General features: G+C 56.8%; 16 protein-coding genes. 8 read left to right on the top strand and 8 right to left on the bottom strand.

What is annotated here, in order from left to right:
* Position 1 precedes the first annotated feature (1 nt).
* The 5 genes from THTE_RS05700 to THTE_RS05680 are packed head-to-tail and all read left to right on the top strand — an operon-like array spanning position 2 to position 7756.
* Positions 2-1666, top strand: a complete 1665-nt coding sequence (locus THTE_RS05700) for a c-type cytochrome (RefSeq protein WP_095414529.1) — start codon at positions 2-4, stop codon at positions 1664-1666.
* On the top strand, positions 1663-5121 hold the full coding sequence (locus THTE_RS05695) for a molybdopterin-dependent oxidoreductase (protein ID WP_207651790.1): 3459 nt from the start codon (positions 1663-1665) through the stop codon (positions 5119-5121). Before THTE_RS05700 ends, THTE_RS05695 begins: the two co-directional genes overlap by 4 nt.
* Positions 5122-5136: 15 nt before the next feature.
* Complete coding sequence (locus THTE_RS05690; RefSeq protein ID WP_095414527.1) at positions 5137-6264, top strand: 4Fe-4S dicluster domain-containing protein; 1128 nt, start codon at positions 5137-5139, stop codon at positions 6262-6264.
* Positions 6265-6278: 14 nt separating this feature from the next.
* Entirely contained in the window at positions 6279-7139 is an 861-nt protein-coding gene (locus THTE_RS05685; protein ID WP_157731803.1) for an ethylbenzene dehydrogenase-related protein, read from the top strand.
* 17 nt (positions 7140-7156) lie between these two features.
* Positions 7157-7756: a molecular chaperone TorD family protein gene (locus THTE_RS05680; RefSeq protein ID WP_157731801.1), complete on the top strand. Its 600-nt coding sequence runs from the start codon at positions 7157-7159 to the stop codon at positions 7754-7756.
* Between the two features lie 259 nt (positions 7757-8015).
* On the opposite strand, the gene THTE_RS05675 is transcribed toward THTE_RS05680, so the two are convergent.
* From THTE_RS05675 to THTE_RS05655, 5 genes are all read right to left on the bottom strand, one after another.
* Positions 8016-9218, bottom strand: a complete 1203-nt coding sequence (locus THTE_RS05675) for a helix-turn-helix domain-containing protein (protein WP_095414524.1) — start codon at positions 9216-9218, stop codon at positions 8016-8018.
* 143 nt (positions 9219-9361) lie between these two features.
* A complete protein-coding gene (locus THTE_RS05670) occupies positions 9362-11620 on the bottom strand; it encodes a hypothetical protein (RefSeq protein ID WP_095414523.1) in 2259 nt (752 codons plus the stop codon).
* A 106-nt stretch (positions 11621-11726) separates the two neighbouring features.
* Entirely contained in the window at positions 11727-13958 is a 2232-nt protein-coding gene (locus THTE_RS05665) for a vWA domain-containing protein (RefSeq protein ID WP_095414522.1), read from the bottom strand.
* 56 nt (positions 13959-14014) lie between these two features.
* A complete protein-coding gene (locus THTE_RS05660) occupies positions 14015-14911 on the bottom strand; it encodes a DUF58 domain-containing protein (RefSeq protein ID WP_237260208.1) in 897 nt (298 codons plus the stop codon).
* A 71-nt stretch (positions 14912-14982) separates the two neighbouring features.
* Complete coding sequence (locus THTE_RS05655) at positions 14983-16014, bottom strand: AAA family ATPase (RefSeq protein WP_207651831.1); 1032 nt, start codon at positions 16012-16014, stop codon at positions 14983-14985.
* Between the two features lie 554 nt (positions 16015-16568).
* Here THTE_RS05655 and THTE_RS05650 point away from each other — a divergent pair.
* On the top strand, positions 16569-19031 hold the full coding sequence (locus THTE_RS05650; protein WP_095414520.1) for a DUF4159 domain-containing protein: 2463 nt from the start codon (positions 16569-16571) through the stop codon (positions 19029-19031).
* Positions 19032-19154: 123 nt separating this feature from the next.
* Here the strand turns inward: THTE_RS05650 and THTE_RS05645 are convergent, their stop codons facing one another.
* The 3 genes from THTE_RS05645 to THTE_RS05635 all read right to left on the bottom strand — a co-directional run bounded on the left by THTE_RS05645 (position 19155) and on the right by THTE_RS05635 (position 22718).
* Positions 19155-19517 carry a hypothetical protein gene (locus tag THTE_RS05645; protein WP_095414519.1) on the bottom strand — a complete coding sequence of 121 codons (363 nt, stop codon included), beginning with the start codon at positions 19515-19517 and terminating at the stop codon, positions 19155-19157.
* Positions 19518-19612: 95 nt separating this feature from the next.
* Positions 19613-20680, bottom strand: coding sequence for an SMP-30/gluconolactonase/LRE family protein (locus tag THTE_RS05640; protein ID WP_095414518.1), 1068 nt, complete (start codon positions 20678-20680; stop codon positions 19613-19615).
* Between the two features lie 400 nt (positions 20681-21080).
* Entirely contained in the window at positions 21081-22718 is a 1638-nt protein-coding gene (locus THTE_RS05635) for a hypothetical protein (RefSeq protein ID WP_095414517.1), read from the bottom strand.
* Between the two features lie 632 nt (positions 22719-23350).
* Here THTE_RS05635 and THTE_RS05630 point away from each other — a divergent pair.
* Both THTE_RS05630 and THTE_RS05625 read left to right on the top strand, forming a co-directional pair.
* Positions 23351-25705 carry an SLC5 family protein gene (locus tag THTE_RS05630; RefSeq protein ID WP_237260207.1) on the top strand — a complete coding sequence of 785 codons (2355 nt, stop codon included), beginning with the start codon at positions 23351-23353 and terminating at the stop codon, positions 25703-25705.
* 92 nt (positions 25706-25797) lie between these two features.
* Positions 25798-26001, top strand: coding sequence for a hypothetical protein (locus THTE_RS05625; protein WP_095414516.1), 204 nt, complete (start codon positions 25798-25800; stop codon positions 25999-26001).
* Positions 26002-26180 lie beyond the last annotated feature (179 nt).

The raw sequence follows: 26180 nt of genomic DNA, 5'->3' as shown, positions 1-26180 counted from the left end.
TATGGAGACAAAGAATAAACACCTGCTGTTGTGGTCCAGTCTGGGGGTCGTGGTGGTCCTACTGGCAGCTGCCCTGGAGGAAAATGTGCTGCGCCAGTGGCGACGCCTTCAGGCGGAAGTGGCGGCCTCGGATGGACCTTTTTCAACCGGGATTCGGCAGATCGTGGGAACCACCACCGCTACCATCGACCGCTGTACCACCTGTCACGTAGGGATGGATCCCGCCGAACGTCTGACGGGTCTGCATCGGCTGGCGCGTCCCCATCCACCCGTTCCCCACGATCTTGGAGAGTTTGGATGCACCGTCTGCCACGGTGGACAGGGACGAGCCACGGAGAGTGCTGACGCCCATGGCGACGTGCCATTCTGGCCGGAACCCATGATCCCACTCCGATTTGTCGAAGCTGGCTGCGGAACCTGTCATACGCAAGTGGGCGTCCCGACACTGGAACGTCTGGCTCAGGGTCAGGCAGTTCTGGAACGTTCTGATTGTTTGAGCTGTCACCGTCTGGACGGACGCGGCGGAACAATCCGGCCGGCGGGTATCGGCGGCATGGAGGGCCCCGACTTGTCTGTCGTTGGACGACGAGGGTTCGCCTCGGACTGGTACGAAGTCCATCGGCAACGGGCACGGGAGAACAAGGACCCGGTTTGGCGCGATTGCATTCCCGACCTGTCGCCCGACGAACGCCAGCTCCTTGAAGAATATTTGCAAACCCGCGTGGGAACGCCGAGCGTGGTGGCGGGTCAGGCGCTCTTTCATTCGCTGGGCTGTCGGGGGTGTCACAAAGTTTCCGGCGTCGGAGGGACCGAGGGCCCCGATCTGACCTCGATCGGCCTTCGAGATCCCGCCCGGCTGGACTTTACCAACGTTCCAGGCCCCCACACGCTCGCCAGTTGGCTCTCCGCCCATACGCGGGATCCTGCCAGGATCGTGCCGGGTTCGAAAATGCCGAAATTCTTCCTTTCCGACGAGCAGGTGGAATCGCTGACGTACTATTTGCTCTCTCTGCGAAGAGATCCTTCCAACAAGCGGGCGGAGCCTATCGACCGGACACTTGTTGAACGCATGCAGCGCCGGGAATTTGCAACCGATGGCGAAACGCTCTTTGCCGCGTTTTGTTCGAGTTGTCACGGTCCTCAGGGAGAAGGACGGCGATTTCCCGGCCAGCCGCCCGCGCCAGCCTTGGGCAATCCCGACTTCCTCGCTGTAGCCGACAACGCCTTTTTACTGGCCACGATTCGAGAGGGACGCCCGGGACGGCGGATGCCGGCCTTCTCCGATGCCGAGGTTGGACTGCATCCCGAGGAAATCAATTCTGTTGTGGAATACTTGCGAAGACGAAGTGGCGTTGCCCCGCCCCAGCCCCTGCATTCGGAGCGGCGCTGGGTTTTGGCAGACCCCACCCGCGGACAGGCACTTTTCGAACGGTGGTGTGCCGGCTGTCACGGCAAGGACGGGAGCGGCCCGGAGGCCCCAGCACTCAATCATCCCAATCTACTGAAGACGGCAAGTGACGACTTTCTCGTAGAAACGATCCGCCGAGGCAGACGCGGCACAAATATGGAAGGTTTTGCTTTGCCGTCCCTCAACCACCCTGTACTTCCTGATCAGGAGATCGAAGCGATTGTCGCCTATATTCGCACATGGGAGACCGCGAAATGAATAGTCGAGAATTATCGCGTCGTGATTTCCTTTCTATTCTTTCTGGAGCCGGATTTGCCGCTTTTGCCCACTCCATCAGCCGGGCGTGGCAACTGGAAGCACTGGATAATCCGCTGGCGAATTATCCGAACAGAAAATGGGAGGATGCTTATCGCGATCTCTGGCGGTTTGACGAATCATTTACTTTTACCTGCGCGCCGAATGATACGCATAATTGTCTCCTCCGGGCGTTTGTTCGGTCCGGGGTAATTGTGCGAATTGGTCCGACCATGCGATACGGCGAAGCCGAAGATCTCGACGGCCGCCGGACAACTCATCGCTGGGATCCGCGGATCTGCCAGAAGGGATTGGCGCTGCCCCGACGCTTTTATGGTGATCGCCGAATCACTCAATGCATGGTGCGGGAGGGATTCAAGCGCTGGTACGAGGCTGGATTTCCACGCGGGGAAGATGGACGTCCCCCGGCGGAATATTTTCAGCGCGGCCGTGACAACTGGATCCGTATGTCGCACGAGGAGGCGGCCACCATTGTGGCGGCAGCGCTGCAGAACATAGCGGAGACCTATTCCGGCGAAAAGGGTCAGAAGCTGCTGACAGCCCAGGGCTACGATCCGGTCACCGTCGAGGCCACCCAGGGGGCGGGAACCCAGGTGCTCAAATTTCGAGGCGGCATGCCCTTGCTGGGCATCACCCGCGTCTTTGGAATGTATCGGTTTGCTAACTCTCTTGCGCTGCTTGATGCGGCCATCCGTAAAGTGCCACCGGAAAAGGCCCTCGGTGGTCGCGGTTTCGACAACTACAGTTGGCACACCGATTTGCCGCCCGGTCATCCCATGGTCACTGGGCAGCAAACGGTTGAATTTGATCTCTCTGCCGTTGAACACTGCAAGACGCTCATCGTGTGGGGCATGAATTGGATCACCACCAAGATGCCTGACGCGCACTGGCTAACCGAGGCGCGACTCAAGGGCGTGCGGGTGGTAGTGATCGCCTGCGAATATTCAGCGACGGCTTCCAAGGGCGACAATGTTATTGTGGTTCGCCCCGGCACGACACCGGCACTCGCTCTGGGACTCGCCCATGTCATCGTCAAGAACAAGCTCTATGACACTGACTATATCAAACAATGGACCGATCTCCCCCTCCTGGTCCGGATGGATACTCTTCAACGTCTCCGGGCGCGTGATGTTTTCGGGGATCCCCCTTCCCAATTATCGAATGCGACCAGGGTGCTTGCCTCCGGCGAAAAAGCCCCGCCCCCGGGACAGCAGGTCGAGATGCTGATTCCCGAAAAACTCCGAGAGGAGTGGGGCGACAGTGTCTGGTGGGATGCTGAAAAGGGAGCTCCCCGCCTCACTACTCGCGACCAGGTGGGGAAATTCAACAACATCAATAACGCCCTTCTGGAAGGCTCCGTGCAGGTCAAGCTTCGCGATGGAACGGTCGTCACGTGCCGGCCGATCTTCGATCTCATCCGCGAATATCTGCTCCATTTTGATCCCAAAACTGTAGAGAAAATCACGTGGGCACCGGCCGAAGCGGTAGAAACCCTGGCGCGGCACATCGCGGCGGAGCCGGGAACAACGCTTTTTGCCCTGGGCATGGGCCCCAATCAGTTCTTCAACAATGACAACAAAGACCGCACAGTATTCCTGGTCGCTGCACTGACCGGAAATGTAGGTCGGATTGGCGGCAACGTCGGGTCGTACGCCGGAAACTATCGCGTGGCACTGTTTAACGGTTCTCCGCAGTACATCAGTGAGGATCCCTTCAATATACAACTGGATCAGGACAAACCCGCCGTGGTTCGCCAATACTGGAAGCCGGAATCCGCCCACTATTACAATCATGAGGACCGCCCCCTGCGCGTGGGCAAGCGTCTGCTGACCGGGAAAACGCATATTCCCACCCCCACCAAATCCCTCTGGTTCGCCAACGCCAACTCGATCCTGGGAAACGTGAAATGGCACTATAACACCGTGGTGAATGTGCTGCCCAAGATCGAGATGATCTGCGTCAATGAGTGGTGGTGGTCCGGCTCCTGCGAATGGGCGGATGTCGTCTTTGGCGTGGATTCCTGGGCGGAATTGAAACATCCCGACATGACGGCCTCCGTCACGAATCCCTTCCTGTCCGTCTTTCCGCGGACTCCGCTCAAGAGAATCTTCCTTACTCTCGGTGACATTGAGGTTTTCGCGCTTGTGGCCTCCAAATTGGCAAAATTGACCGGTGACACACGCTTTGAAGATTACTGGAAATTCGTGCGGGAAGGACGCACGGACGTCTATCTCCAAAGAATTCTTGATGCGAGCTCCAATACAAAGGGATATCGATTTACAGAAATAGAAGAGAAAGCCCGCCAGGGTATTCCGGTCATTCTTCAAAGTCGTACCACGCCCAAGGTAGTGGGCTATGAACAGATCACTGATTCGCGACCGTGGTACACGAAAACCGGACGTTTGGAATTTTACCGAGAAGAGCCCGAGTTCATTGAGGCGGGAGAGAATCTTCCGGTCCACCGCGAGCCGGTGGACTCCACCTTCTACGAGCCGAACATCATCGTGGCGGCTTCACATGAGGCCATTCGGCCCGCAGGGCCGGAGGACTACGGAGTCGAAAGCACAGACTTGTCTTGTGATTTGCGGTGCGGGCGCAACGTCGTCCTTCCTTGGGAAGTGGCTGAAAAACATCAGCATCCCCTGCTCGCCAAGGGATATCGCTTCATCTTCCACACGCCCAAATATCGGCATGGCGCCCATACCACCCCGATCGATACTGACATGATCGCCATCCTCTTTGGCCCGTTCGGCGATATTTATCGTCATGACAGGCGGGCACCATTCGTGGCCGAGGGATACGTGGACATCAATCCGGCTGATGCCAAAGAACTGGGAATCGAGGATGGAGACTATGTGTGGATAGACGGGGACCCCGAAGATCGTCCCTTCCGGGGCTGGCAGCACAATTCTCGCGACTATCAATTCGCACGCCTTCTTTGCCGTGCCCGGTATTATCCGGGAACCCCGCGGGGGGTAACCCGCATGTGGTTTAACATGTACGGAGCCACACCAGGATCCCAGGAAGGGCAGCGCACCAGGGCGGATGGCCTCGCCAAAAATCCCCGTACCAACTACCAGGCCATGTTCCGCTCCGGGTCGCATCAATCGGCTACCCGAGGCTGGCTCAAGCCGACCTGGATGACAGACTCACTGGTGCGTAAGGAGATCTTCGGGCAAGCTATCTCGACCGGTTTTGCTCCCGACGTGCATTGTCCCACAGGTGCTCCGCGAGAAGCCATCGTGAAAATCACCTGGGCGGAACCGGGCGGCTTGAATGGCCAGGGGTTGTGGCGTGTGGCGCAACTGGGGCTCCGTCCGACCTATGAGTCACCGGCCCTCCAACGCTACCTTGCCGGCGAGTTTGTGCGGATTGAAACCCCTAATCGTTCTTCATGAGAAGGATGCGGAACCATGGCAATCGTTTACAACTGGCAACTGGGACGCACCATGTCCTACTGGTATCCGGAACACCGCCCTCAGCGACAGTACGCCGCGGTGTTCGATCTTAATAAGTGCATTGCCTGCCAGAGCTGCACACTGGCCTGTAAAACGACCTGGACCTCAGGAAAAGGCCAGGAATACATGCTGTGGAATAACGTGGAAAGCAAACCGTACGGCAGTTATCCCCTCGCATGGGATAGCAAACTACTTGAAATGCTCGGCCCACAAACATGGAAGGACGGAAAATATCTGGGGCGCACGATCTTTGAAGCTGCTCCCGCTGGAGAACGCGTGCTGGGATGGCGGCCGGATGATTATGATTACGCATTCCCCAACACAGGGGAAGATGATTGCGCCGGCCAAGTAGAGCGCGGGTTGGCTTTGAACCTGCCGCACGCCGTGTGGTTCTTTTATCTTCCCCGGATCTGCAATCACTGTACCTATCCGGCATGCCTGGCAGCGTGCCCACGAGGCTCCATCTATAAACGTCCGGAAGATGGGATCGTGCTGCTGGATCAGGGACGCTGTCGGGGCTACCGGGAGTGCGTGAAAGCCTGCCCGTACAAGAAAGTGTTTTTCAATCCTCTCACGGGAACCTCCGAAAAGTGTATCTTCTGCTTCCCCAAACGCGAACAGGGGTTGCAACCGCAGTGTTTTGTCAACTGCATCGGGAAAATCCGCCTGGCGGGCTACATTTCTGTCCCGGAATCTGCGAACCCGGACAATCCCATCGACTACCTCGTTCACGTGCGCAAGGTGGCCCTGCCCCTTTTACCTCAATTAGGCCTTGAGCCCAACGTTTACTACATTCCGCCGGTACATGTGCCGGTGCGATTCCTGGAACAGCTTTTTGGTCCCCATGTCCAGACGGCAGTCCAAACATACCTGAACGCCAAGGATGATCCTGATCTGGCGGGATTGATCCAACTCTTTGGCTGTGCAGAGAAAATTGTCCCCCGATGGAAGCGGCAAAACGATTGGATCATCGGAATGGAAGAAGACGGCGCAGAAATTGTCCGTGTCCCACTGCGGGAACCCGTTTTCGAGCGACCTTTGTTCGACGAACGTTTTCAGGTGGCTCGGCACAACTGTCCCTGACGGAGCATCTAACCATGTGGAAATTACGGCTACCTTTGACCGTGTTGGTCGGTGCGGCGATCGTGGCAGGGGGATGCCGGCGACAGGCTGTGGCGCCTCCGCCACAGGAGATCCAGGTTCTGATGGTGAAGGAACTGCCCACCGATCCCACCGATTCTATCTGGGGCCAGACTCAGGAATTGCATATTCCGCTTCTTCTACAGGATCTTGTCGAGCCGCGATTACTGCAGCCTTCCACGCCTTACGTCGCGGTCCGCGCGCTGTACGACGGGCACCGGCTGGCATTTCGTCTGGAATGGGAAGACGCCACCGAAAATGCGGATCCCGGCATAGCGGCCTTCTCCGACGCCTGCGCCGTGCAGCTTCCGCAAAAAGTGGAGGCCGTCTTGCCAGCTCCGCAGATGGGCGAGAAAGGCCATCCGGTGCAAATCACTCTCTGGAAAGCGGTCTGGAAAAAAGGGCCACTCTTTGAGAAAGGCATTCAAGCCGTGTATCCGAATGCGGCGGTCGGCCACTATCCCTTTCAGGCAGCGTCACTGGTTCCCGGATCCACCGCACAGGAAGAAATGGCTCTCCGGTACGCCCCTGCACGACGGTTGGGCAATGATGTGGCGTCAGTTCCTGAAAAAGGCGCTCAGGATATCGTGGCGGAAGGCCCCGGCACCATCACCCCTGTCCAAAAAAATTCGCAGGCGCAGGCTGTCCGCACTCCCCGGGGTTGGGCCGTGGTGATTGTCCGGGATCCGCCCGAGGGATTCTCTCCCGATAGCGGAACCCATGTGGCTTTCGCCATCTGGGACGGCGCCCACCAGGAAATCGGTTCACGAAAGATGCGGTCAGCATGGATTCCTCTGCGAGTCGTTTCCAACCAATGAACATGGACATGCAACAAATGTCTGAGCAGTCGTTTTTTGAATTGATTCGTGACGCGGCGCAATGGCACCTGGCCGCCCTCCTCCTTCTGCCGCCGTCCGCCAGCAGAAAGTGCGAAATTCAGAGTCTCCTTCGGGAGATTCAGGATCCCGCTCTATTTAGAATCGCTGAAAATTGGTGCAGCGATCCGACGACGGAGGAGTATTTTCGAATCGTTTATCCCGGTGGCCAGGTCTCCCTCCGCGCGGTCAGCTATTTACCGCTCGTTTCGCCGGGGGAAATGCTTGCCACGCTCGAGGAGCTCTACGATCGCATGGGCTATCGGAATAGCACGGAAGAACCTCCTGATCACCTTGCCGTGCTAGCGGATTTCTATGCTTTTTTATCACTTCGGGCGGCTTACATGGTGGCAAACCAGCGACAGAACGAGTTTTTGTCTTTCATCCATCTTCGCGACGATCTTGCTGTTCACTACCTTTTACCGGTGCTTTCTTCCTTGGTGGAGAAGCTCCAGAATCATCAGACATCCAGTCTGCGTGCCACCGTTGAATGGATGCGGGATGTCCTCCATCCATCAGCGTGTCACAATCTGAGCCCGCCATCACAAGTGTCCGACTAACTGAACAAACTTCGGACCACGGTCGGCCTTTTCTTCACATTTCACACCGAACAAGCTTGCTCAGAGACATTAGAGAAGCACAGATTAAACGACGGAATCGAAATACTGAAGCGGTGATCACGCCTGGGACGACTTTTGTACAAATGCGATGGTGTCTTACTAATCCGCGACACAATCCGGTGGTCATTTTGCACCCATTGGACCAGCACAACTTGCGTACCGGAATTTGAAGTATTGGTTACATGGCCGTTTAATCCTGTTAATTCTCTTTTTCCAATGGAAGATGGCTTCGGGCGAGTTCGCACCACGGGCCATCAGGCACCAACTCGAGAAACCTCTGCCAATGCTTTGCCGCTTCCTGATGTTGTCCTATTTCTTCCAGGAGTTGGGCCAGGAGGAAATGCGCGTCGGGAAAGTTTGGATGAAGCTGGAGCGCACCTTCAAATGCTGCCATCGCCAGTTCTCGGTCACCCAGTTCCACAAGGACCGAACCGAGATTCAGATAAGCTTCCAGATATTCCGGATCCAGCTCAATCGTCATGAAGTATCGCTCCCTGGCACCGGAAAGATCACCTGCCCGATAGAGCAAGTCAGCCAGGCGAAAGCAGACCTCGGCCTGCGGTCCGCCTTTGGCCAGAATGAGCCGGTAAGCCTCAATGGCATCGGCTAGCCGGTTGGTCTCTTCACACACTTCCGCGATCGATAGCAACTCCTCCCTGCTGCAACTGTCTGCTGCAAAGCCGTGTGCGAGCGATTTCTCCAAGGAAATGATGGCCGTTTCGGAAAAACAATCCCCCGTGCTGGCCTCGGAAAAGTCAAAATGGAACTGGCCGGTTGGGTCAACAAGTTTGTCGCCGTACCGGAAAAACGCCTGCTGCCACCGGACGACGAGGGGCCAGCGTTCCAGCGCCTCTCGCAGAAAAGGTGATCGCTGCGCCAAATTCCGCCATCGTCCGAGAATCCGTCGAACTGAGACACCGGCTTTGGTAAGTTCGGCCAGGTTTTTCGCCCGGATCACGGCCTGGTAATCAAAATAGGCCAGGCGGCGAACGATTTGGGAAGGCACCAGTAGCCCGAACCGTTGCCACTGCCGAATGGTTGACACGGGCACATTGACCAGCCGGGCTATCAAACCAGGGGTGTACAGACTGCGGACACCCGGCGTCTGTTCCACCAGTCCCAGCCTTCGCCAGAACTCCGACTCCCACAGAATCTCGGCGTGCGATCCTCTTTGATTTTGAGCAAGTTCCTCCGCGAGCTTCTGCAGTTCGCTCTCCTCGACCGAAAACAGCGACTGCTCACCAATGACGATCCAATCCGCCGGCTCATCAGAGGATGCCAGCTTCAATCCTCTTGCCGTCACCTCTCGCCGGAACTCCCAGGAATTCATCGCTGCCGGACTTCCCAGCAACAGGATTTTGATCCCGGCCAACGGCGAATCCGGCTGATCGATGCCTGTCATGCAATCTCCTCACCTGCTGAATTGATGGCCCTTCCCAAAGCATGCTACCCTGCCCGGTTTGTCGAAATTCTCAAATAGATGGAGCACACACCCAGGTATCATGAGGTGTCAAAAACCATGGGGATGATCGCGGTCAGACCGCTTCACACAAGGCCCCACCGCTTTCTCAGATACCATTCCAGTGTATTGAGGAAAGCAAAAAGCAGAAGTGTAGGCCAGGTATCCCACAAACTGCGACGGGTGGCCACGGGTACTTCGAGCGATTGGGTCCTTTTTTCAATTTCTTTGATAATCCGCGGAAAATCTTCCGCAGTGACACATTCGCCACCGGATGTCCTGGCGAGTGCCGAAAGGAGAGCGATATCGGCGGCGGGCTGATCCATCTCGAGATCACGCTTCATCACCAGAAAGCGGGCAGTCTCCCGACCGATCAGGTGGCTCCCCTGGAAGGCTTCCACTTCTACCTGGTAATCACCAGCTTCCAGCGTTTGCTGGAATTCCCCCACCCAGTTTTGCTGACGCGGCTGAACACTGACCGGAATCCGGCTCTTGCTGGGCGTCACGACGGTGACCTTCCACGTGACCCCGGGTATGGGTTCTCCCAGCGGATCCCCGGCACCTACCTCGAACTGGAGTTTCTCTCCCATGGGCACACGACGCTGTGCCAATTTCACCCACACAGGGTTTTGCTGGGTCTCTTCCTTTTTGGCCAACCACAGGACAAGCTGCCGCCAGAATTTTTTGTGGGCATTTTCATATCCATGAAGACACCAGCGCCATGTGGAATCACCTGCGAAGGCAGCCACCCGACCGACCCCGTAAAATTGCACAACCAAGAGGGGATGGCCCTGGGCGTCTTCGGCAAGCACGATCGCCCCCGGCTTTAAGCCCGACCACCGATTGGCTCCATCGAGAGGCGGCAGAGATTCCCAAATCCGCTGGTTTTCCTGTGGCGACGGGGCAAGGGCCATGGCAAAGTGCGACAGGCCGATTGAGGTGGGCACCATCCGTAACGGTCCCGGATAATGCAGGTCAGGCCGAATTGCCTCTCCCAAGGGTTGCCGTTCCAAGCGGTCCATACGAATGGGCAGGACATCCGCCAGGGGCGTTTCCGCGTAACCACCTGCTCCGAAGCTCTGCAGCCCGCCAATCATGAGCAGGCCTGCACCGTCGGCCACCGTGTCAGCAAGGCGTTTCAGTTCACCAGGGCGGAAAAACGACGAGTCAATATCTCCCAGAATGAAGACGTCGTAACTTTCTGGACTCAGACGTTTTTCAAGATCGGCCGGACGTGACTCGGGTCGATTGGGATCGATGCGAACGTAGTCCACGTGGATATCGGTAGCGGCATCGAGGGACCGGCGCAAAAACCGCTGCTCGACCCGGAGGGCACCCTCCAGATACAAAACCCGGATACCACCAGCAATCACGCGTACAAGGCCGTTTTGCTCGTTATTTGTGGTGAGGGCTTCACCGGGAATCGGCTCCACGACGACGCTCACCTTCCGCTCGCCCGTCACCTCCGGAATGTAACTGAAGCGAACCGGGATCCGCTCATCAGCCGTTTCGATGGTAATCTCTTGAGCGCTGACGACTTCTAACTGATTGGGCTTGGTCTCGAACCACAGCTCCACCCTGATCTTCTGATTGGTGTATCCCATGGCGTGAAGATGGGAGGTAATTTTGAGCTCGTTTTTAACAAATATCCGATCGGGAACGATCAGGTCCTCAAGGGCCAAATCGCGCGATTCGGCAGCCGTTCGGGATTTGCCAAAGCGCACTGCGAAGAGAGGTTGATCCAGAGAACGCATCCGCTGGGCCACCGGCTGAGGCGGTAAATCCCGGGGGTAGAGAGCCCGTTGGGCACCATCACTCAAGAGGATCACGGCCAGCAACCGCTCACCGCTGGTTTCCCTCAGAATGTCTTCCAATGCGGCACCAATGGCCGTTTGATCTCCCGCGGGTTCCGAGGGGAGCTCGATCCGGCCGTCCTTTATAGCGAGCGGATGCAATTGAGCATCGAACGCGTAGACTTTGAGATCCACATCCCTGGCCAGTTTCCCCAGTGCATTTTGATTCTTCTGGAGGGTTTGCCGAAGGGCCTCGAAGCGACTGACACCGCGAATCTCGTCCGGCACCGCCATACTCCGTGATTGATCGATAAGAAGGACAACCGTCCCCGCCTGCTTGAGACGGCTGAAAAAAACGAGCGTCGGTCGCAGGAGAATGAAACCAAGGACAAGGAAGATCAAAATCCTGACGATCAAGAGGCTTCTTCGGCGTGAAGGCGACAATTCGCTGCTGATGGGTGCGAGACGCCATAGCAGCAGGAGCAGCAGGAGAACTCCTGCCACCAGGTAGTAGCTGTCGGCAATGGGCTGAAAGTTAATCGAGGGAGTCAATGTCCTGCAAGGAAATCAATATCCTGCAATTTCTCGGGAAATTTCCACCTTTGACCCGCTACGTTCGTCAGCAAATTCACGGTTTGTCCGGCCCCTGTCCGCTGCGCTACGCCGGCGCGGTTTTACTCTGTGTGGAAGGCGCTGCCGGTGATGATCGATAAAACCGATTGGCCAGGACCTGTTCCAGGGCCATGATCAGGGCCAGCAAACCAAGCAAATACGGTGTGATTTCAAGCCCGGTTCTTCCCGCCGTCACCTGGCGGAGCAAATGCTCCTTATCGCGGGCGATTTGCATTGGCACATCCGCAAACGTTTGTTCCAACAGCCCCGCGGAAACGCGGTCGAGATTCATGATGTGGCTCGGGCAATTGACGCTGAATCCCGAGTGAAAATCAACACCAGCTTCCCGAGCCACCACACGGAAGTTGCCGATCTGGTCCGTGGCACTGATCAAAATCTCGTGGCTTTCAGGATCCACGTTGACGCGCACCGGCAGTGTGGCTTCCTTTGTATCCGAATTGAGCACATCTGGAGGCGGTTCCAGGAGGACCGACGTGAGTCGCAACTCGGGGTCCAGCTCCAATCGCACAGGCTCACCCACGAAGTAGTTACTCCGCAAATCTCCAGCCCCGGCAAGATACAGGGCCATCTGATTGGCCAAAATCACAAACGGCCAAGCCTGCCCCATCGTCAGCATACTCCACGGCGATTCCTCCGGGAGGTCGGAAATTGCGGTGGCCACAGTAATCGCCCGACCTTTTTGAACCGACCTTTCCACAATAGCGGGATGCCCGTTGCTTAATGGAACGATCACGTACGCGTCGCTTGCCAGTGGGTCAAGCACCCAGTATCGATAGACGGGAAACATGTCCCACGGAACCGATCCGGCCACGGAGCGGAACGGCGTTAAAAGGTAGTGGTCATAAAGGGACGGTCGAAGGTGGAGCTCTCCACCCGGATCGCGGGCCTGGACGAGAATTTGACCGGCCAGAAGGTCCTGAACAGGCCCCGCATTCCATTTCTCAATTGACCCCAGAGAACGCCCGAGAAACAAGGCCACTCCTTTTCCCGTACGGACCAGGTCGCGAAGCTTCGTCCAGAACGAGTCCGGCAAAGGCGGCGGATCCAGCAGAAAGTACGCTGCATACGGTGACAGATCTTGTTTTTGCAATTCTTCGTAGGAGACCACGTCGCACTGATAACGCGAAATGCCGGCACGCCGAAGCGTTTCCGGGGCGAGTGCCTGAGAAAGATACACCGCGTGCTGTCCCGCAGGCTGGGGAGCCGCAATGAGAACGCGGAAAGCGGGGCGCACCTGGATGGTGAAATACCAGCGATCATTCACTCCCAGAGGTGAATCCCCTTCCAATTGGAAATACCCCTGATACACGCCCTGGGTGAGCCCCCCAATCCGCACATTAAGAGTCGCTGTGCCATTCTGGGCAAACTCCACGGTTTCCTGCACTCGTTTTACCGGCTCTGTTTGCGCATTGGACTCGGCCTTTCCCAGTGGACCCGAAAGATATCCAACAAGCGCTCGTGTCTCGGCCGGTCCCCAGCGGCGGCATTGAATTTCAAAACTGGCCGGCATCGCGTCCACCATCACTTCGCTGGCAAGTTGTGCATGCACGATGCCACTATCCGCCGGATTCTGGATTCCCACGTCAAAGATGTAGTAGGAGATCCCGCGGGCAGCCTTCAGCCGCTCCCGGAGTGCTCCAAGGCTTTCTTCCGGCCAGGCAGAGGTGGTGAGATCGGTGAAAAAATAGACCTCGCGATGGGTTTTATCGCTTGTCTCCAACAGGTTGATTGCTTTCTCGAGCGCCTTTGGAATGGATTCCGTCAGGGCGGAAAATTGGAGTCGTTCAATTTGAGTCTTGGCGGCTCCCCGGTCCACGGCGAAACGGGGTGGCATCGGTCGCGTCTCGAGGACCGCAATATCGCTGTCCCGAGGAAGCTCTCGCAGCAGCCACAACCCCAGCGACTGGGCGGCCTGCAACCGCGTCTGGTTCTGGAATCGGTACGCCATCCGCGGCGATGTATCGAAAATAAGCACCGCAGCCACCGGAGCTTCCTCACTGGGGAGTCCCTCGCCAAAGTTGATGGTGGGCCGGGCTAGCGCCATCCCCAAGAGGAACAGCACCAGTGCCCGCAACAGAAGCAGAAGAAGATGCTGAAGACGCAGTCGTCGCTTGCGAACCTCGTACCGCTGTTGGAGAAGCCGAAGGGCCGGAAAGACGACAGTTTTACCCCGCTGCCGGAAAATGAGATGGAGGATGACCGGAATTCCGATCAATCCCAAACCGACCCAGAAAAACAACGGGGTGACAAATCCCATACGATTCTTCAGTCAGCAGCTTTCCACAACGCGAAGCGTATCCCGCGGAAGCGAATTCAAAACCGAGCTTTGCGTCGCATCAGGTATTCAAACAAGGCCTTATCAAAGGCCATGCTGGTGTCCAGCGGTAAATAGTCGATTCCTGCCCGAAAGCATTCCTGCCGATATTTCTCCCTGAATTTATTGAGGGCCTCCAGATAGTCGGCGCGATAAGCCGCTGCGTCAACTTCCAGTTTCTGGCCCGATTCTGGTTCTTCCAGCTCCACCAGTCCTTTAAAAGGAAAATACACTTCCGCTTCATCGAGAATATGGAAGACGATGATGTCATGCCCGCGATGCTTGAGCCGATGCAGACCGTGAATGACGGGCTCGGGATCGGCGAGCAGGTCGGAAAAAATCATGATCAGGCTTGCCCGACGAAGAAAGGCCGCGATCTGGGCAAGGCACTGCGCGATGTTGGTCTCGCCCGACGGCTGCAATTTCGCAAGGATCGAAAGAACCGTGCCTAAATGATTGCGTCTCGATTTTGGTGGTAACGAATGGCGGATTTTTTCATCAAACACCCACAATCCCACCGGGTCCTGCTGATGGATCATCAAATAGCACAAAGCGGCGGCCAGACAAATGGCGTAATCAAATTTGGTCATTTCCTGGCGGTACGTGTAGCCCATGGAGCGACTGGCATCCACCACAAGGTAGCCGGTAATGTTCGTCTCGGCCTCAAACTTCTTCACGTAATAGCGGTCGGTTTTGGCATAGACCAGCCAGTCGATGTCCATGGGATCGTCGCCCGGGACGTAACGCCGGTGTTCACTGAACTCCACGGAAAAGCCGTGGAAAGGACTGGCGTGCAAACCGTGCAAAAATCCTTTGACAATAAACTGAGCGCGGAGGTCGAGCCGTTTGATCTGCCGAGCGACTTCAGGTTTCAAATACTTTTGAATATTCGCCATAATTTACTGTAAACGTCTCGCCTCTTTCCCGGTCTGGAAAATGCCGCCGCGGCTTTTAAAGCCTGGAAATATCAGGAAAGCGGACGCAGCACATCCGGGCTGACCTGCGGCGCCGGCTGCTCGAACTTCGGAATTGCCGGGGCGGGCACCTCTTTTACCAGCCGCTCGATAATGTCATCGGTGGTGAGTCCCTCCGCCTGAGCCTGAAAATTGACGCTGATCCGATGCCGCAACACAGGAATGGCGAGTTTTCGCACATCTTCGATGGAGACAGCGAATCGGCCGTCCATCGCAGCCAGGGCCTTTCCTCCCTGAATCAAAAACTGCCCGGCACGCGGTCCGGCCCCCCAATCGATGAAATCGCGGATAAACTGCGGTGCCGAGGGGTCTCGGGGGCGAGTGGCGCGGACAAGTCGAGCCACATACTGGACGATGTAAGGACTGACTGCCACCGAATTCACCAATCTTTGTAAATTCAAAATAGCTTTGCCGGAAAGTATCTTGCGGACTTCGACTTTCTCGTTCCGCGTTGTCATGGCGAGGATCCGTTCCTCTTCCTCCAGCGACGGGTAATCCACCTTGATGTTGAACATGAAGCGGTCAAGCTGCGCCTCGGGAAGAGGATAGGTTCCCTCCTGCTCGATGGGGTTCTGAGTAGCAATCGTTAAGAACGGCTCAGGGAGCGGATACGTCTGCTGGCCGACCGTCACTTCCCGTTCTTGCATCGCCTGGAGCAAAGCGGCCTGCGTCTTCGGAGGGGTGCGGTTGATTTCATCCGCCAGCAAAATATTTGTGAAAATGGGTCCCTCCACAAACCGGAAATAGCGTTTTCCGTGTTCGTCCTCCTCCAGAACGTTCGTCCCCGTGATGTCGGAGGGCATCAGGTCGGGAGTGAATTGAATCCGTTTGAATTGAACGTCGAGAATGCGCGCCAGCGTGTTGACCATCAGCGTCTTAGCCAACCCCGGCACGCCGACAAGAAGACAATGTCCCCGGGTGAAGACGGCGGCCAAAAGCTGCTCAATAACCTCCGTCTGCCCCACGATGACTTTCTGGAGTTCCTCCACCATCAAACGGCGGTAGGAACTGAACTCCTGCAGCACATCTCCCAAGGTGCGAGGTTTTCCGGTGGACAACGTATCACCTCATCGATACAAAAGTTCCTTGTGAAAGACCCCTTGCCTGGGCCAACTTCCCACCCGCGCTGCGATGCCTCAAAGGTCATCAAACTTCGCCGGATTCCGACACCGCTCCATCAGCCGCAAAGAGACTTCATTCCTTGTTCGTATTCCCGATGCCCCATCGCGTTTTCGTCTCACCCCACCGACGGATTATTCCCAGCCGTGCTGGTATCCCAGGCCGCGATCGACTGGTATCATGAAAGCTAAACCTAACGATCAATGGGCAACCATTTCCGTGGAAAGCGCTTGCAATTCACTGTGCCTAAAGCGAGTTGCCGTTCGGGCTTCCGGAAATGACAGTCGCCTTCTTTGATTATATGACGCAACGGGGAGCCATCCGAGTTGGGCCAGGAGACAACTCGCGGCACGAACCGTCAAACTTTCTCTATTTTTCACATGACAAGAGAGATCCAGTGCACCTGCTGGCAATCAGGGAGAGTTCAGAGCACGGCTGAAGAGCATGAGGGCATGGACGGATGATGGGTAACACCTGGCAAACGTGGGAATCGGCCTGTCCGGCTAGGCCACGTCGCTTGACCGCGAATGCGAACCTCCTCAAGTTAATCGCCTCCATCCTGGGCTGTTTGCTGCTGGGAACGTTTTGCCCGATGGTCGAAGCTCAGGTGCCCGGAGAAAAGTTAGCGGCAGCCCTGGAAGAATCGATCAATCGGGCGATCGAGTTTCTCAAGCGTTCCCAGCAAGCCGACGGCTCCTGGCCCGACCCCGTCAATATGCCGTGCGGAATGACGTCGCTGTGCACCCTGGCCCTTCTCAGTGCCGGTGTTCCCTCGGACGATCCGGCCGTGGCGAGGGCGCTTCGATACCTTCTGGAGCACTCGCCCGAAGACATCAACAAGACATATCCCATCGCGCTGCAAACGATGGTTTACTGCCGGGCCGATCCCAGCCGATATCTGCCACAGATTCAGGAAAATGTGCAATGGCTGGCAAAAACCCAGATTCAGGGAGGTGCGGATCGGGGCGGATGGTCCTATCCCGGCTCCAATGCCGACAATTCCAACAGTCAGTTTGCGGTACTGGCGCTGTACGAAGCCGAGAGGGCAGGCGCTCGCATCCCTGATGCCGTTTGGACCGCAGCTCGACAATACTGGGAGAGCGGCCAGAATCCAGACGGTTCCTGGGGTTACCGTCAAGGCCAACCCGGAACCGGCAGCATGACCTGCGCTGGCATCACGTCGCTCATCATCATCTATGACGTTGTGCGTCAACCGGCCGCTCAGGTAGACGACCAGAACCGCATCAACTGCTGTCAGCCCGCTCCCGGAGGAATCGATCGCATTCAGCGGGGCTTGAACTGGCTGGCCCGGCACTTCACGGTCCGTCAGAATCCTCAGGGCGGAAACATCTGGGTTTTTTATTATCTCTACGGTTTAGAGCGGGTGGGACGGCTCAGCGCGTTGCGGTTCATCGGCCAGCATGATTGGTACCGGGAAGGTTCTGCGTTTCTTCTGGAGCTAAAGGCTACCGTCGCAGCCGGGGGCGTTCCCACCGATTACTGGGTGGGGCCCAATATGGAGAGCGATCCGCTCCTGGCAACCTCGTTCGCCCTACTGTTCCTTGCCAAAGGACGGCGGCCGATCCTGCTCAGCAAGGTTCGCCTGGGACCAGAGGGAAGCTGGAACAGCCATCCTAACGACGTGTACAACCTGACGACATACACGGAGAGTCGATGGAAGATGGACCTCGGATGGCAGATCGTGGACATTGCCGCCGCAAGTGTGGAAGATCTGCTCCAATCCCCGGTTCTCTATCTCGGGGGCGTGGATAGTCCCCTTCCGAGTGACCCCGCCGCCCAGAAACAACTGGCCCAGAAGATCAGGGACTACGTCGATCGCGGGGGATTTCTTTTGGCGGAGGCTACCTGCCCTCAGGGAACCTTCGATAAAGGTTTTCGCCAGCTGATGGCGATGGCATTTCCTGAGCCGGAGTATGCTTTGCAAATGCTTCCCCCGGAGCACCCCATTTGGCGGGCCGAAGAGGCTATCCCTCCACAGTTTCTCCGACCGCTTCTGGGAATCGAGTTCGGCTGCCGAACGAGCGTCGTTTATGCACCTGCCGTGGCGGGAAAAGACGGACGTTTTCTGCCGTCTCTTTCCTGCCTCTGGGAACTCCATCGGTTGGGTCGGGGAGTAACGCTCGCCCCCGCTGTGGCCGAAGAAGTCAAAGCGGGCGTCAATTTGGGGGTCAATATTCTGGCTTACGCAACCAACCGACAGCTTAAATACAAGTACGAATTCTTCGAACGTCCATCCCTGGTGGCTGCCCAGGATACAGTCGCCCGGGACAGAATCGCCGTGGCCCAGTTACTTCATCCCGGGGGATGCCATGTGGCTCCCCGAGCCCTCAACAACCTGCTGGAAGCGGCCGCCCAACAACTGCGTCTGCGTGTCGATCTAGCAAAGTACGAAATCAACATCACTGACCCGGCCCTGTTCAACTTCCACCTCGCGTTCATGCACGGAAGAAACGCCTTTCGGCTGACTGAAGATGAGCGGCAGCAACTTCGGCTTTATCTGGAACGCGGCGGCATGATCCTCGCCGATGCCGTGTGTGCCAATCGGGCGTTTGCGGAGTCATTTCGCCGGGAATTCGGCACACTGATACCTGAGCATCCCCTTCAGCCCATCCCTCCCGACGATCCCATTTACACCACGGCATACGGCGGGTTTGACGTGCGGTTTGTTTCGCGTCGGGACCCTCAACCCGTTGGTCCGGACAGTCCCGCCGCAGAGGCGATGCGACGCGTTCCACCGGAATTGGAGGGCATCCGCCTTGACGACCGCTGGGCGGTGATCTTTTCGCCTTATGATCTCAGTTGTGCTCTCGAGCGTCAGCAGACCGTGGGATGTCGGGGCTACATCCCCGAAGATGCCGCCCGGCTTGGAATCAATATCCTCCTGTATTCGCTCCAGCAGTAACCGGTCATTTCCCGGCTTTTCTTGAGGCCGCCAGCGCTGCCGAGACCCCACACCTGTAAACTGAAAGGGAGTTTTCCTTCGCGTCGCCAGAGCCTCCGGTTGCGTGTGATTTCCCGCTTCGGCTCATGCGCCGTCGGATGTCTCATGCGGATCGCTGGCAGCACTGCTTGCCGCCGGGGTGTCGGCATCGGGGTCGGGCGACGCTAACTTGTCCGCCATTTCACCTTTTTCGCGCCAGCGAAGTTCGGCGCGATGCCGTTCGATAAATGCTCGGATCTCATCGCCGAATTCCAATAGGCGGAACCACTGGTCGGCATACAAAGTCACCGGCATCCTTTGCAACCCATAAACACTCACGGCTCCCTTGGGACTGACTTTGCACGTCAGTGGGGGCAACTCCGGTCCCAGTTCAGCCAGCAGCCGATCCGCCTCTTCCAACGTGATCTCGCCCGCCGCAAGTTTTGCCAGGATCTCCTTCCGGTGCATGGCGTCCTCACTCCTCTCAAAACGGTTTTTAGGGGTCCAAGCTGTCACCCGCGACAGCCTCCTTCGCCTTTCTTGGCCAGTTCATGATGACAAGTTCAGAAACCCAACCCCTTCGTTTTCGTTTTGACGCGCAACAAGTACATGTCGGCTGTGATGTAGAGAGTAGACCCATCATCGCCAAAAGCGCAATTCGCCGTGGGAACCTTCACGCGGATGCGACCGAGAAACGTACCATCCGGACGAAAAATGTTAACCCCCCCTGGTCCGGTCGCAAAGAGATTGCCTTTCTGATCAACTTTCATCCCGTCAGGCAATCCTGGCAACCCGGATTGTTGCCACGGTTTTGCGTCGAAGAACACTTTACCCTCGCCCAGCGTTCCATCTTCACGCACCGGAAACGCCATCCACAAGGGTCGCTGGGGATCCGACTGCGCGACATAGAGAGTCTTCTCATCCGGTGAAAAGGCAATCCCATTTGGTCGGGTCATATCCCGGACCAGGAGCGTCAGTTTGCCATCTGCTGAAATGCGGTAAACCCCGCAGAACCCCAGCGCGTTGGGATCTCGCTGGGCCTCCGGCGTCATTCCGTAGGGAGGGTCGGTGAAATAAATGTCTCCGTTCGATTTGACGACCAGATCGTTCGGACTGTTGAGGGGCTTGCCCTCGTACTGGTCGGCCAACGTGATGAAGCATCCTTTTTCCCACCGGGCGACACGGCGATCCCCATGCTGGCAGAGGAGCAGGCGTCCCTGACGATCCAGTGCCAAACCGTTGGATCCGGACTCACCGCCCCTCTCTCTAAAACCCGTATAGCCCGAGGGTTTCAAAAATATGTCAATCCCCTGCCCTTCTTTCCATCGGTAGATCGTGTTCTTCGGGACATCCGAAAACAGAAGATATCCACCCTCGGGAATCCAAACCGGTCCCTCGGACCACTCGAACCCCTCGGCGAGGACTTCTACCTGGGCATCCGGAGCAATCAGATCGTCCAGCCCGGGATCCGCGCGTTCGATCCAAGCAACCTTTTCGGATGGGTTTTGGGACGGCTCTGCTCCGAACACGACCTGCGTCGCTACACCCAAAGCGAGAATCAGGAAATACATCCCATAACCAGTTCGCCGAGAAAGAACGTGGATCGCGCTGGAACCGAGAAGCTTCCGCATAAGTCACCTCCTAACGTTTTGCACTGGTTGGAAAAGATCGGCAAACGTGTTCTTTCCTAACAAAAAACAAGCCACTGAGAGCTGGCCGGCCGTGAATACTCCTCCCGGAGCCACGGGCTGACACGAACTCTTCTGTTGGGGGTTGACTCCCCACCCGAAACACGCTGGCCCCTATCATAACGGTTGGTTTACCCGTTGGCAATCAACGGGCACGCGGAGGCACGCGGGGAATAAGCACCGTTTCGCACCGGGATGTCACCACCCGAGACCTTCAATGGAATTGCTCGGCGCATTTCGCGCCGGCAGCCGAAAATTCGCGCTGCGAACACGGCGAGATTCCCAAGTTCGGCACGTCGGTTTCTCGCCGATTATCTCGGGGTGTGCAAGGCCTTAACTGAACTTACTTTAGGCGAATTCGGTAAATATGGACCCCCAGGGGGCCAAAGTTATCGACGAACTGCCGATCGCTCAGGGGTAGCGACCTGTCTTCGTCCACCACTTCCACAGGTCCAGACATCGAGTCAGCAAGACCTGAAAGAATGAATTTCGCCGTGACCGGATTCTCCTCGGGATCGTAGTTTACCGCGAAGATATACGCGAATCCCTCATGTGTGGTGAGGAAGGCAGCCAATCGCGCTTTCTTAGGCACTTCCACACGGAGCTTCTCAGTCTCTCGCGTGGCGAGAATGGCCGGTGCCAATCGAGTAAGTTGATCGTTGATCTCCTTGAGAGCCTGCTGGTTTTCCTCGGGGACTCCAAACTGACTGTAGGCTGGCTTCCAGACATGGGTGAAATACCCGATGGCGGTCGCGCCCCCGCAGAGCGCCATCCAAACTTCGGCGCGGATATGGCGACCTGTCACTTCCTTCTGATTTTCTAATGGACCGGTGTATTGCCCTCCTTTACTTGTTTCGATCCAGGCATAGACAGGACGCTCTCCCGCCATCCCAGTAAGCTGGGCTGTGGCCTCGTAAACAAGATGGATCCATTCCGGCTTATTCCATCCATAAATGGGGTAAATATCGAAGCCCACCACATCAGTTGCCTCGATGTACGCGGGATACAGGGACCGGCGTTCCTGCTCGCTCCATTTGCTGAAATGGGGATGGAAATAACCGGTGAAGGTCATGAACACCGGCCGGGACGGATCGGCTGATTTGATCTTTTGGTAAACTTCCTTCGTCCTTTCTGGCCATTGTCGGGGGACCAGTCTGGGCGGAGAGAGAAAGACGTTTCGGCCCGTTGCGTCATATCCTGCCACTTCGCTGATGGAACCCCATTCGTTTTGTCCTGTCTGAACGCGGACGACGCGAAACCGAAACTCCCTCGCTGTCAGCGGCTGCGGCAAGGTGAACTCCTGTTTGCCGCGTTTGGCCTCCAATTTGAAACGACCGACTTCGCGATCCCCGTCCAAAAGTGCAATCTCTGTGGCGACGCTCAATCCGGGCGATACCGTAAGCCAGAAAGCCACCCGGCCGACAGTTGCCGGTGATTCCAGCCGAATCGTCCATTCCGCGTTTTCAAGTGGATCGAGAACCGACCAGGATGATTCGTCTCCGTCAACCATTCGCCACAGCGGAGTTTTCGCATTCAGCCGCAAACCGGGGCCCGGCTGAACGTCGGCAGAACTCTCCTGGTGGGGCAGGTCAGGTTCGTCGTCGTGAATGTAGCCAAGCAAGGCAGGATGGCCTTTAATCGCTGGATCGTAGGGCATCACCCCATACAGTCCCGCCGCCTTAACCAGCTCGAGATACTCGGCCACATTTTGTGTCCCCCCAGCTCGGGGCCAGTATCCAGCCACCGTGTTCATGCCGCATTTCTTGACCAGAGAAAAATTCGAGGGGTTTTGCAGCCACGCCATGATCGGCAGGAACGGCTTGCCGTTGACATGCAGGGCTCGGTCGGGACCAGTCTCCACCTTTTCAATCGGCGGCAATTCTCCCCATACCATGCGCTCGGTACAAAGCAGCAGCAAAAGAATCCCCACGACCCGAAATATCCACCCGCCCAGTCGGCTGAAGCTGTTGCGCAAGCACATGAAGCACCTCCTTTCAACACAAACGAAGTGACTGCAACGTTGAAACGCCGTCCATCATAGCGTGCTGACCCGTATTCGGCGAGTTTCCCCTGCTCTTGAAACGCAAACGGGCAGTGACTCGGGCTCAACTACTCTCGCAGTAGGCGTTGAGCGCGAAGTTGGGTCGGATATGCAGAAAGGCAGTCCTTCCCCTGCCGAGGGCAATGAACCAGTCGGACTTCGGTGGGGGCAGTGCATGAATTGCCCGTACCGTTGGGATTGGCCATCGTGGGCACGAAGCAGATCGCAGCGAATGCCTTGCCATTTTTTCCATACTGCCGCCAGGATCCTCACCTTTTTCATTTTCCCCTCGCGGTTATCAGTTGACGGTGAGTGAACTTCGGAGGCCGTCAACCTTGCAGCACGCCCAGCCCGTGACTAAATTGGCGTTTTTGATCGGTGACTCGCCCCAAGGACAACGACACCGTGCGGACACTGGGGAACCGAGACCCGGTGTGAGCCGACGTGGCTTTCAATCTCGGCAGGGGATCGACGATTAGCGGCTGTCGCCGTCACGTCTTGGTTATTTCTGGAAATTGTGTAATCGATCGGGGAACTTGTATCCAACCCGCTCAAACACGGAAGAGACGACTATGATTCGGATGAGTTGGCGCCAATTCCTATCGAACCTGTGCATGCCGCAGGCCGGCCAACGTAGCACACAAACCGCTGCTGCCCTCCTGGCTGTCGGTACGAGCGTGTTTTTCGGTCCCCACGCTCTTGCGGCAGAGCCTGGCGGAACGATCAGTCAGTTTAGCCGCGTTACCCTTTCCTGGTTGGATTTGACGATCATTTTTGGATACCTGATTGGCATCATTTTGCTGGGGTGTCTGGCTGGATTGAGACGCCAGGGCGTGCGAGGAACAGATTATTTTCTGGCAAGCAGGTCACTCCCCTGGCCGATGATTGGGATGGCCCTCTTCGCGACGAATATCTCCACGATCCACCTGGTCAGTTTTGCTCAAAATGGTTTTACATCCGGCCTGACTTACGGCAATTATGAGTGGATGGCCGCTTTCACCTTGATCATTCTTTCCCTTTTCTTTGCTCCGTTTTACTTACGGGCCAATGTCGCAACGCTGCCTGATTTTTTGGAACGTCGCTACAACCGGGCGTGCCGCGATTATCTTGCGATCCTTTCCATATTCTCCGCCGTCGTGGTCCACATTGGTTTCTCGCTTCTTACGGGCGCGATCGTGCTCGAAGGAACGATCCTTCCCGCCTTTGTTAACGGGAATCCCGAACAATATCGGTTCTGGACCGTCTTGGGAATGTGCGGCGCGACGGCGATTTACACCATTGTCGGCGGTTTGCTGGCTGTGGTTTGGACGGAAACCATTCAGACAATAGTGCTCTTGACTGGTGCGGCGTGCATCACCTGGATTGGTATGAATATGATCGGTGGATGGCACGGTCTGAAAGAAGCGGTGCACCCCGTCAATCTGAGCATTCTCCGCTCCAGCGCTGATCCCACGGGCGTCACATGGTACGCTGTCTTCCTGGGCTATCCGGTGCTGGGGGTATGGTACTGGTGCACGGACCAGACGATCGTGCAGCGCGTTTTGGGCGCCCGCGATGAAAACCATGCCCGTATCGGGCCTCTATTTGCCGGCTTCCTCAAGATTTTGCCGGTGTTTTTGTTCGTGCTGCCGGGCGTGATTTGTCTGGGACTTGTTAACACGGGCAAGTTACCCCCGCTGCCAACCACCATCGACGGATCACCCGATACGCAAAAAACATACACCCACATGATCAATCTCCTGCTGGCCCCCGGCTATCGCGGAATCGTCATCGCTGCCCTCCTGGCAGCGTTGATGAGCACGGTGTCGGGTGCTCTCAATTCCATTGCCACGCTTTTCAGCTACGACATCTACAAACGCTGGCGGGGAGAAGTATCGGACCGGCATTTGGTATGGGTCGGGCGAATCGCCACCTTTGTCGCCATGTGCATTGCCGTGGCGTGGACCATGGCCCTTGGTCGGCGGGACACGACGATCTTTCAAGCGATGGTCGACGTATTCCCGGTCGTGGCACCACCCACCGCGGTGGTCTTTCTCTGGGGGGTTTTTTGGCGAAGGACGTCGGCCTGGGCCGCTTTTATCATCCTGGTGGGAGGTTCACTCCTGGGGGTTGGTGTGTTCATTCTCACCTGGATGGGAATTCTCAAAATCAACAGTTTGTTTATGGCGTTCATTTTGTTCTGCATCGAATCTGTTCTCATTGTCATTCTGTCCCTTTTACTTCCTCACAAGCACACGCCGGAAAGTCTGGCCCTCGTGTGGGAAAAACCCTGGCATGCCCTGCGAGGTGAGAATGCCTGGCGAGGTCTTCTCGATTACCGGGTTTTTGCGGCTCTATTATTCGCGACCATGGTCGGACTCTACTGGGCATTCACGAGCCCGCACGCATATTATCCCATCCGCGGTCAGCTTGAAGTGGATGGGCAACCGGCCGTGGGACTGGAAATCTTCCTCGATGCCGAGGACGATCATCTCGATGAAAGGCTGATCACGGACCAAAACGGTATTTTCACCTACGGCAGCACCCTGCGCGCGGGCGGTGCCCCGGATAAGACGGCGTTGCGGGTGGTCGTTGTTCGACCCGTGTGGGATTATCTCGTTGAGGTGGTTCAGAAAACCAACGGTGACCAGCCCGAGGAGAAAAGTACTATCCTGGCCGCAATTCCGCACGGCACGCACGTGGAAGAAAAAGAAGAGGGCGGGCAGCGGAAATTCACATGGCGCGACGCCCAGGGCGAACATCGCGTCGTGGTTCCGGTCAGTGCCCATGTCGAATTGCGGCGGGCACCCGACATCACCCAGGATTCTATTTGGGCGGAGGGAGCACATCTTTCCGTCGTGGCATCCCCACACGAAAGGTTACAACGGCTGAGCCTGCGAACCCAGCGTGCCGCCGCACTTCTGCCACCTGGCAAGGCGGCCGGTTGACGCGTCTATCAGCTTGTCTGCTGGCTGTCCCCGCGCTACCATAACTGCGGGTCTGGAAGAAACCAGAAACCTTTCAGAGCGGAGGTGCGGCCATGAATGCAGAACTCTTGTCGCGCGAAGAGTGGGAACTCATTCTTGAATTGCTGGAGCGTGAAGAGGCCGATCTCCACTGCGAAATCCGCCATGCCCGGTTCTACGACGTACGAGAACTCCTCAAGCAAAAGAAGGATATGATCGGGCGGTTGATCGAGCGGATTCGCAGTCTGGTTTCCGAACCTGTGGCAAGCTCTGCGTGAGATGATCTATCCCCGCTTTTGCAAATACCGCTGAGATGGCATGGTCGCAATTCTTTGTAGGGGCAATTCGTGAATTGTCCCTACTGTCAGGTCACTCCGGGTTGAATCCCGCGGCCAAGGAAAAGTGGCAATGTGTCGGCTGCGTGAGTTGGCGGACCTGCAAGCAGCAGACGGCACTT

The sequence above is a fragment of the Thermogutta terrifontis genome, from assembly GCF_002277955.1.
Classification (GTDB): domain Bacteria; phylum Planctomycetota; class Planctomycetia; order Pirellulales; family Thermoguttaceae; genus Thermogutta; species Thermogutta terrifontis.
The sequence above is the reverse complement of the archived record's forward strand: the minus strand, read 5'-3'. Positions and strand labels throughout refer to the sequence as shown.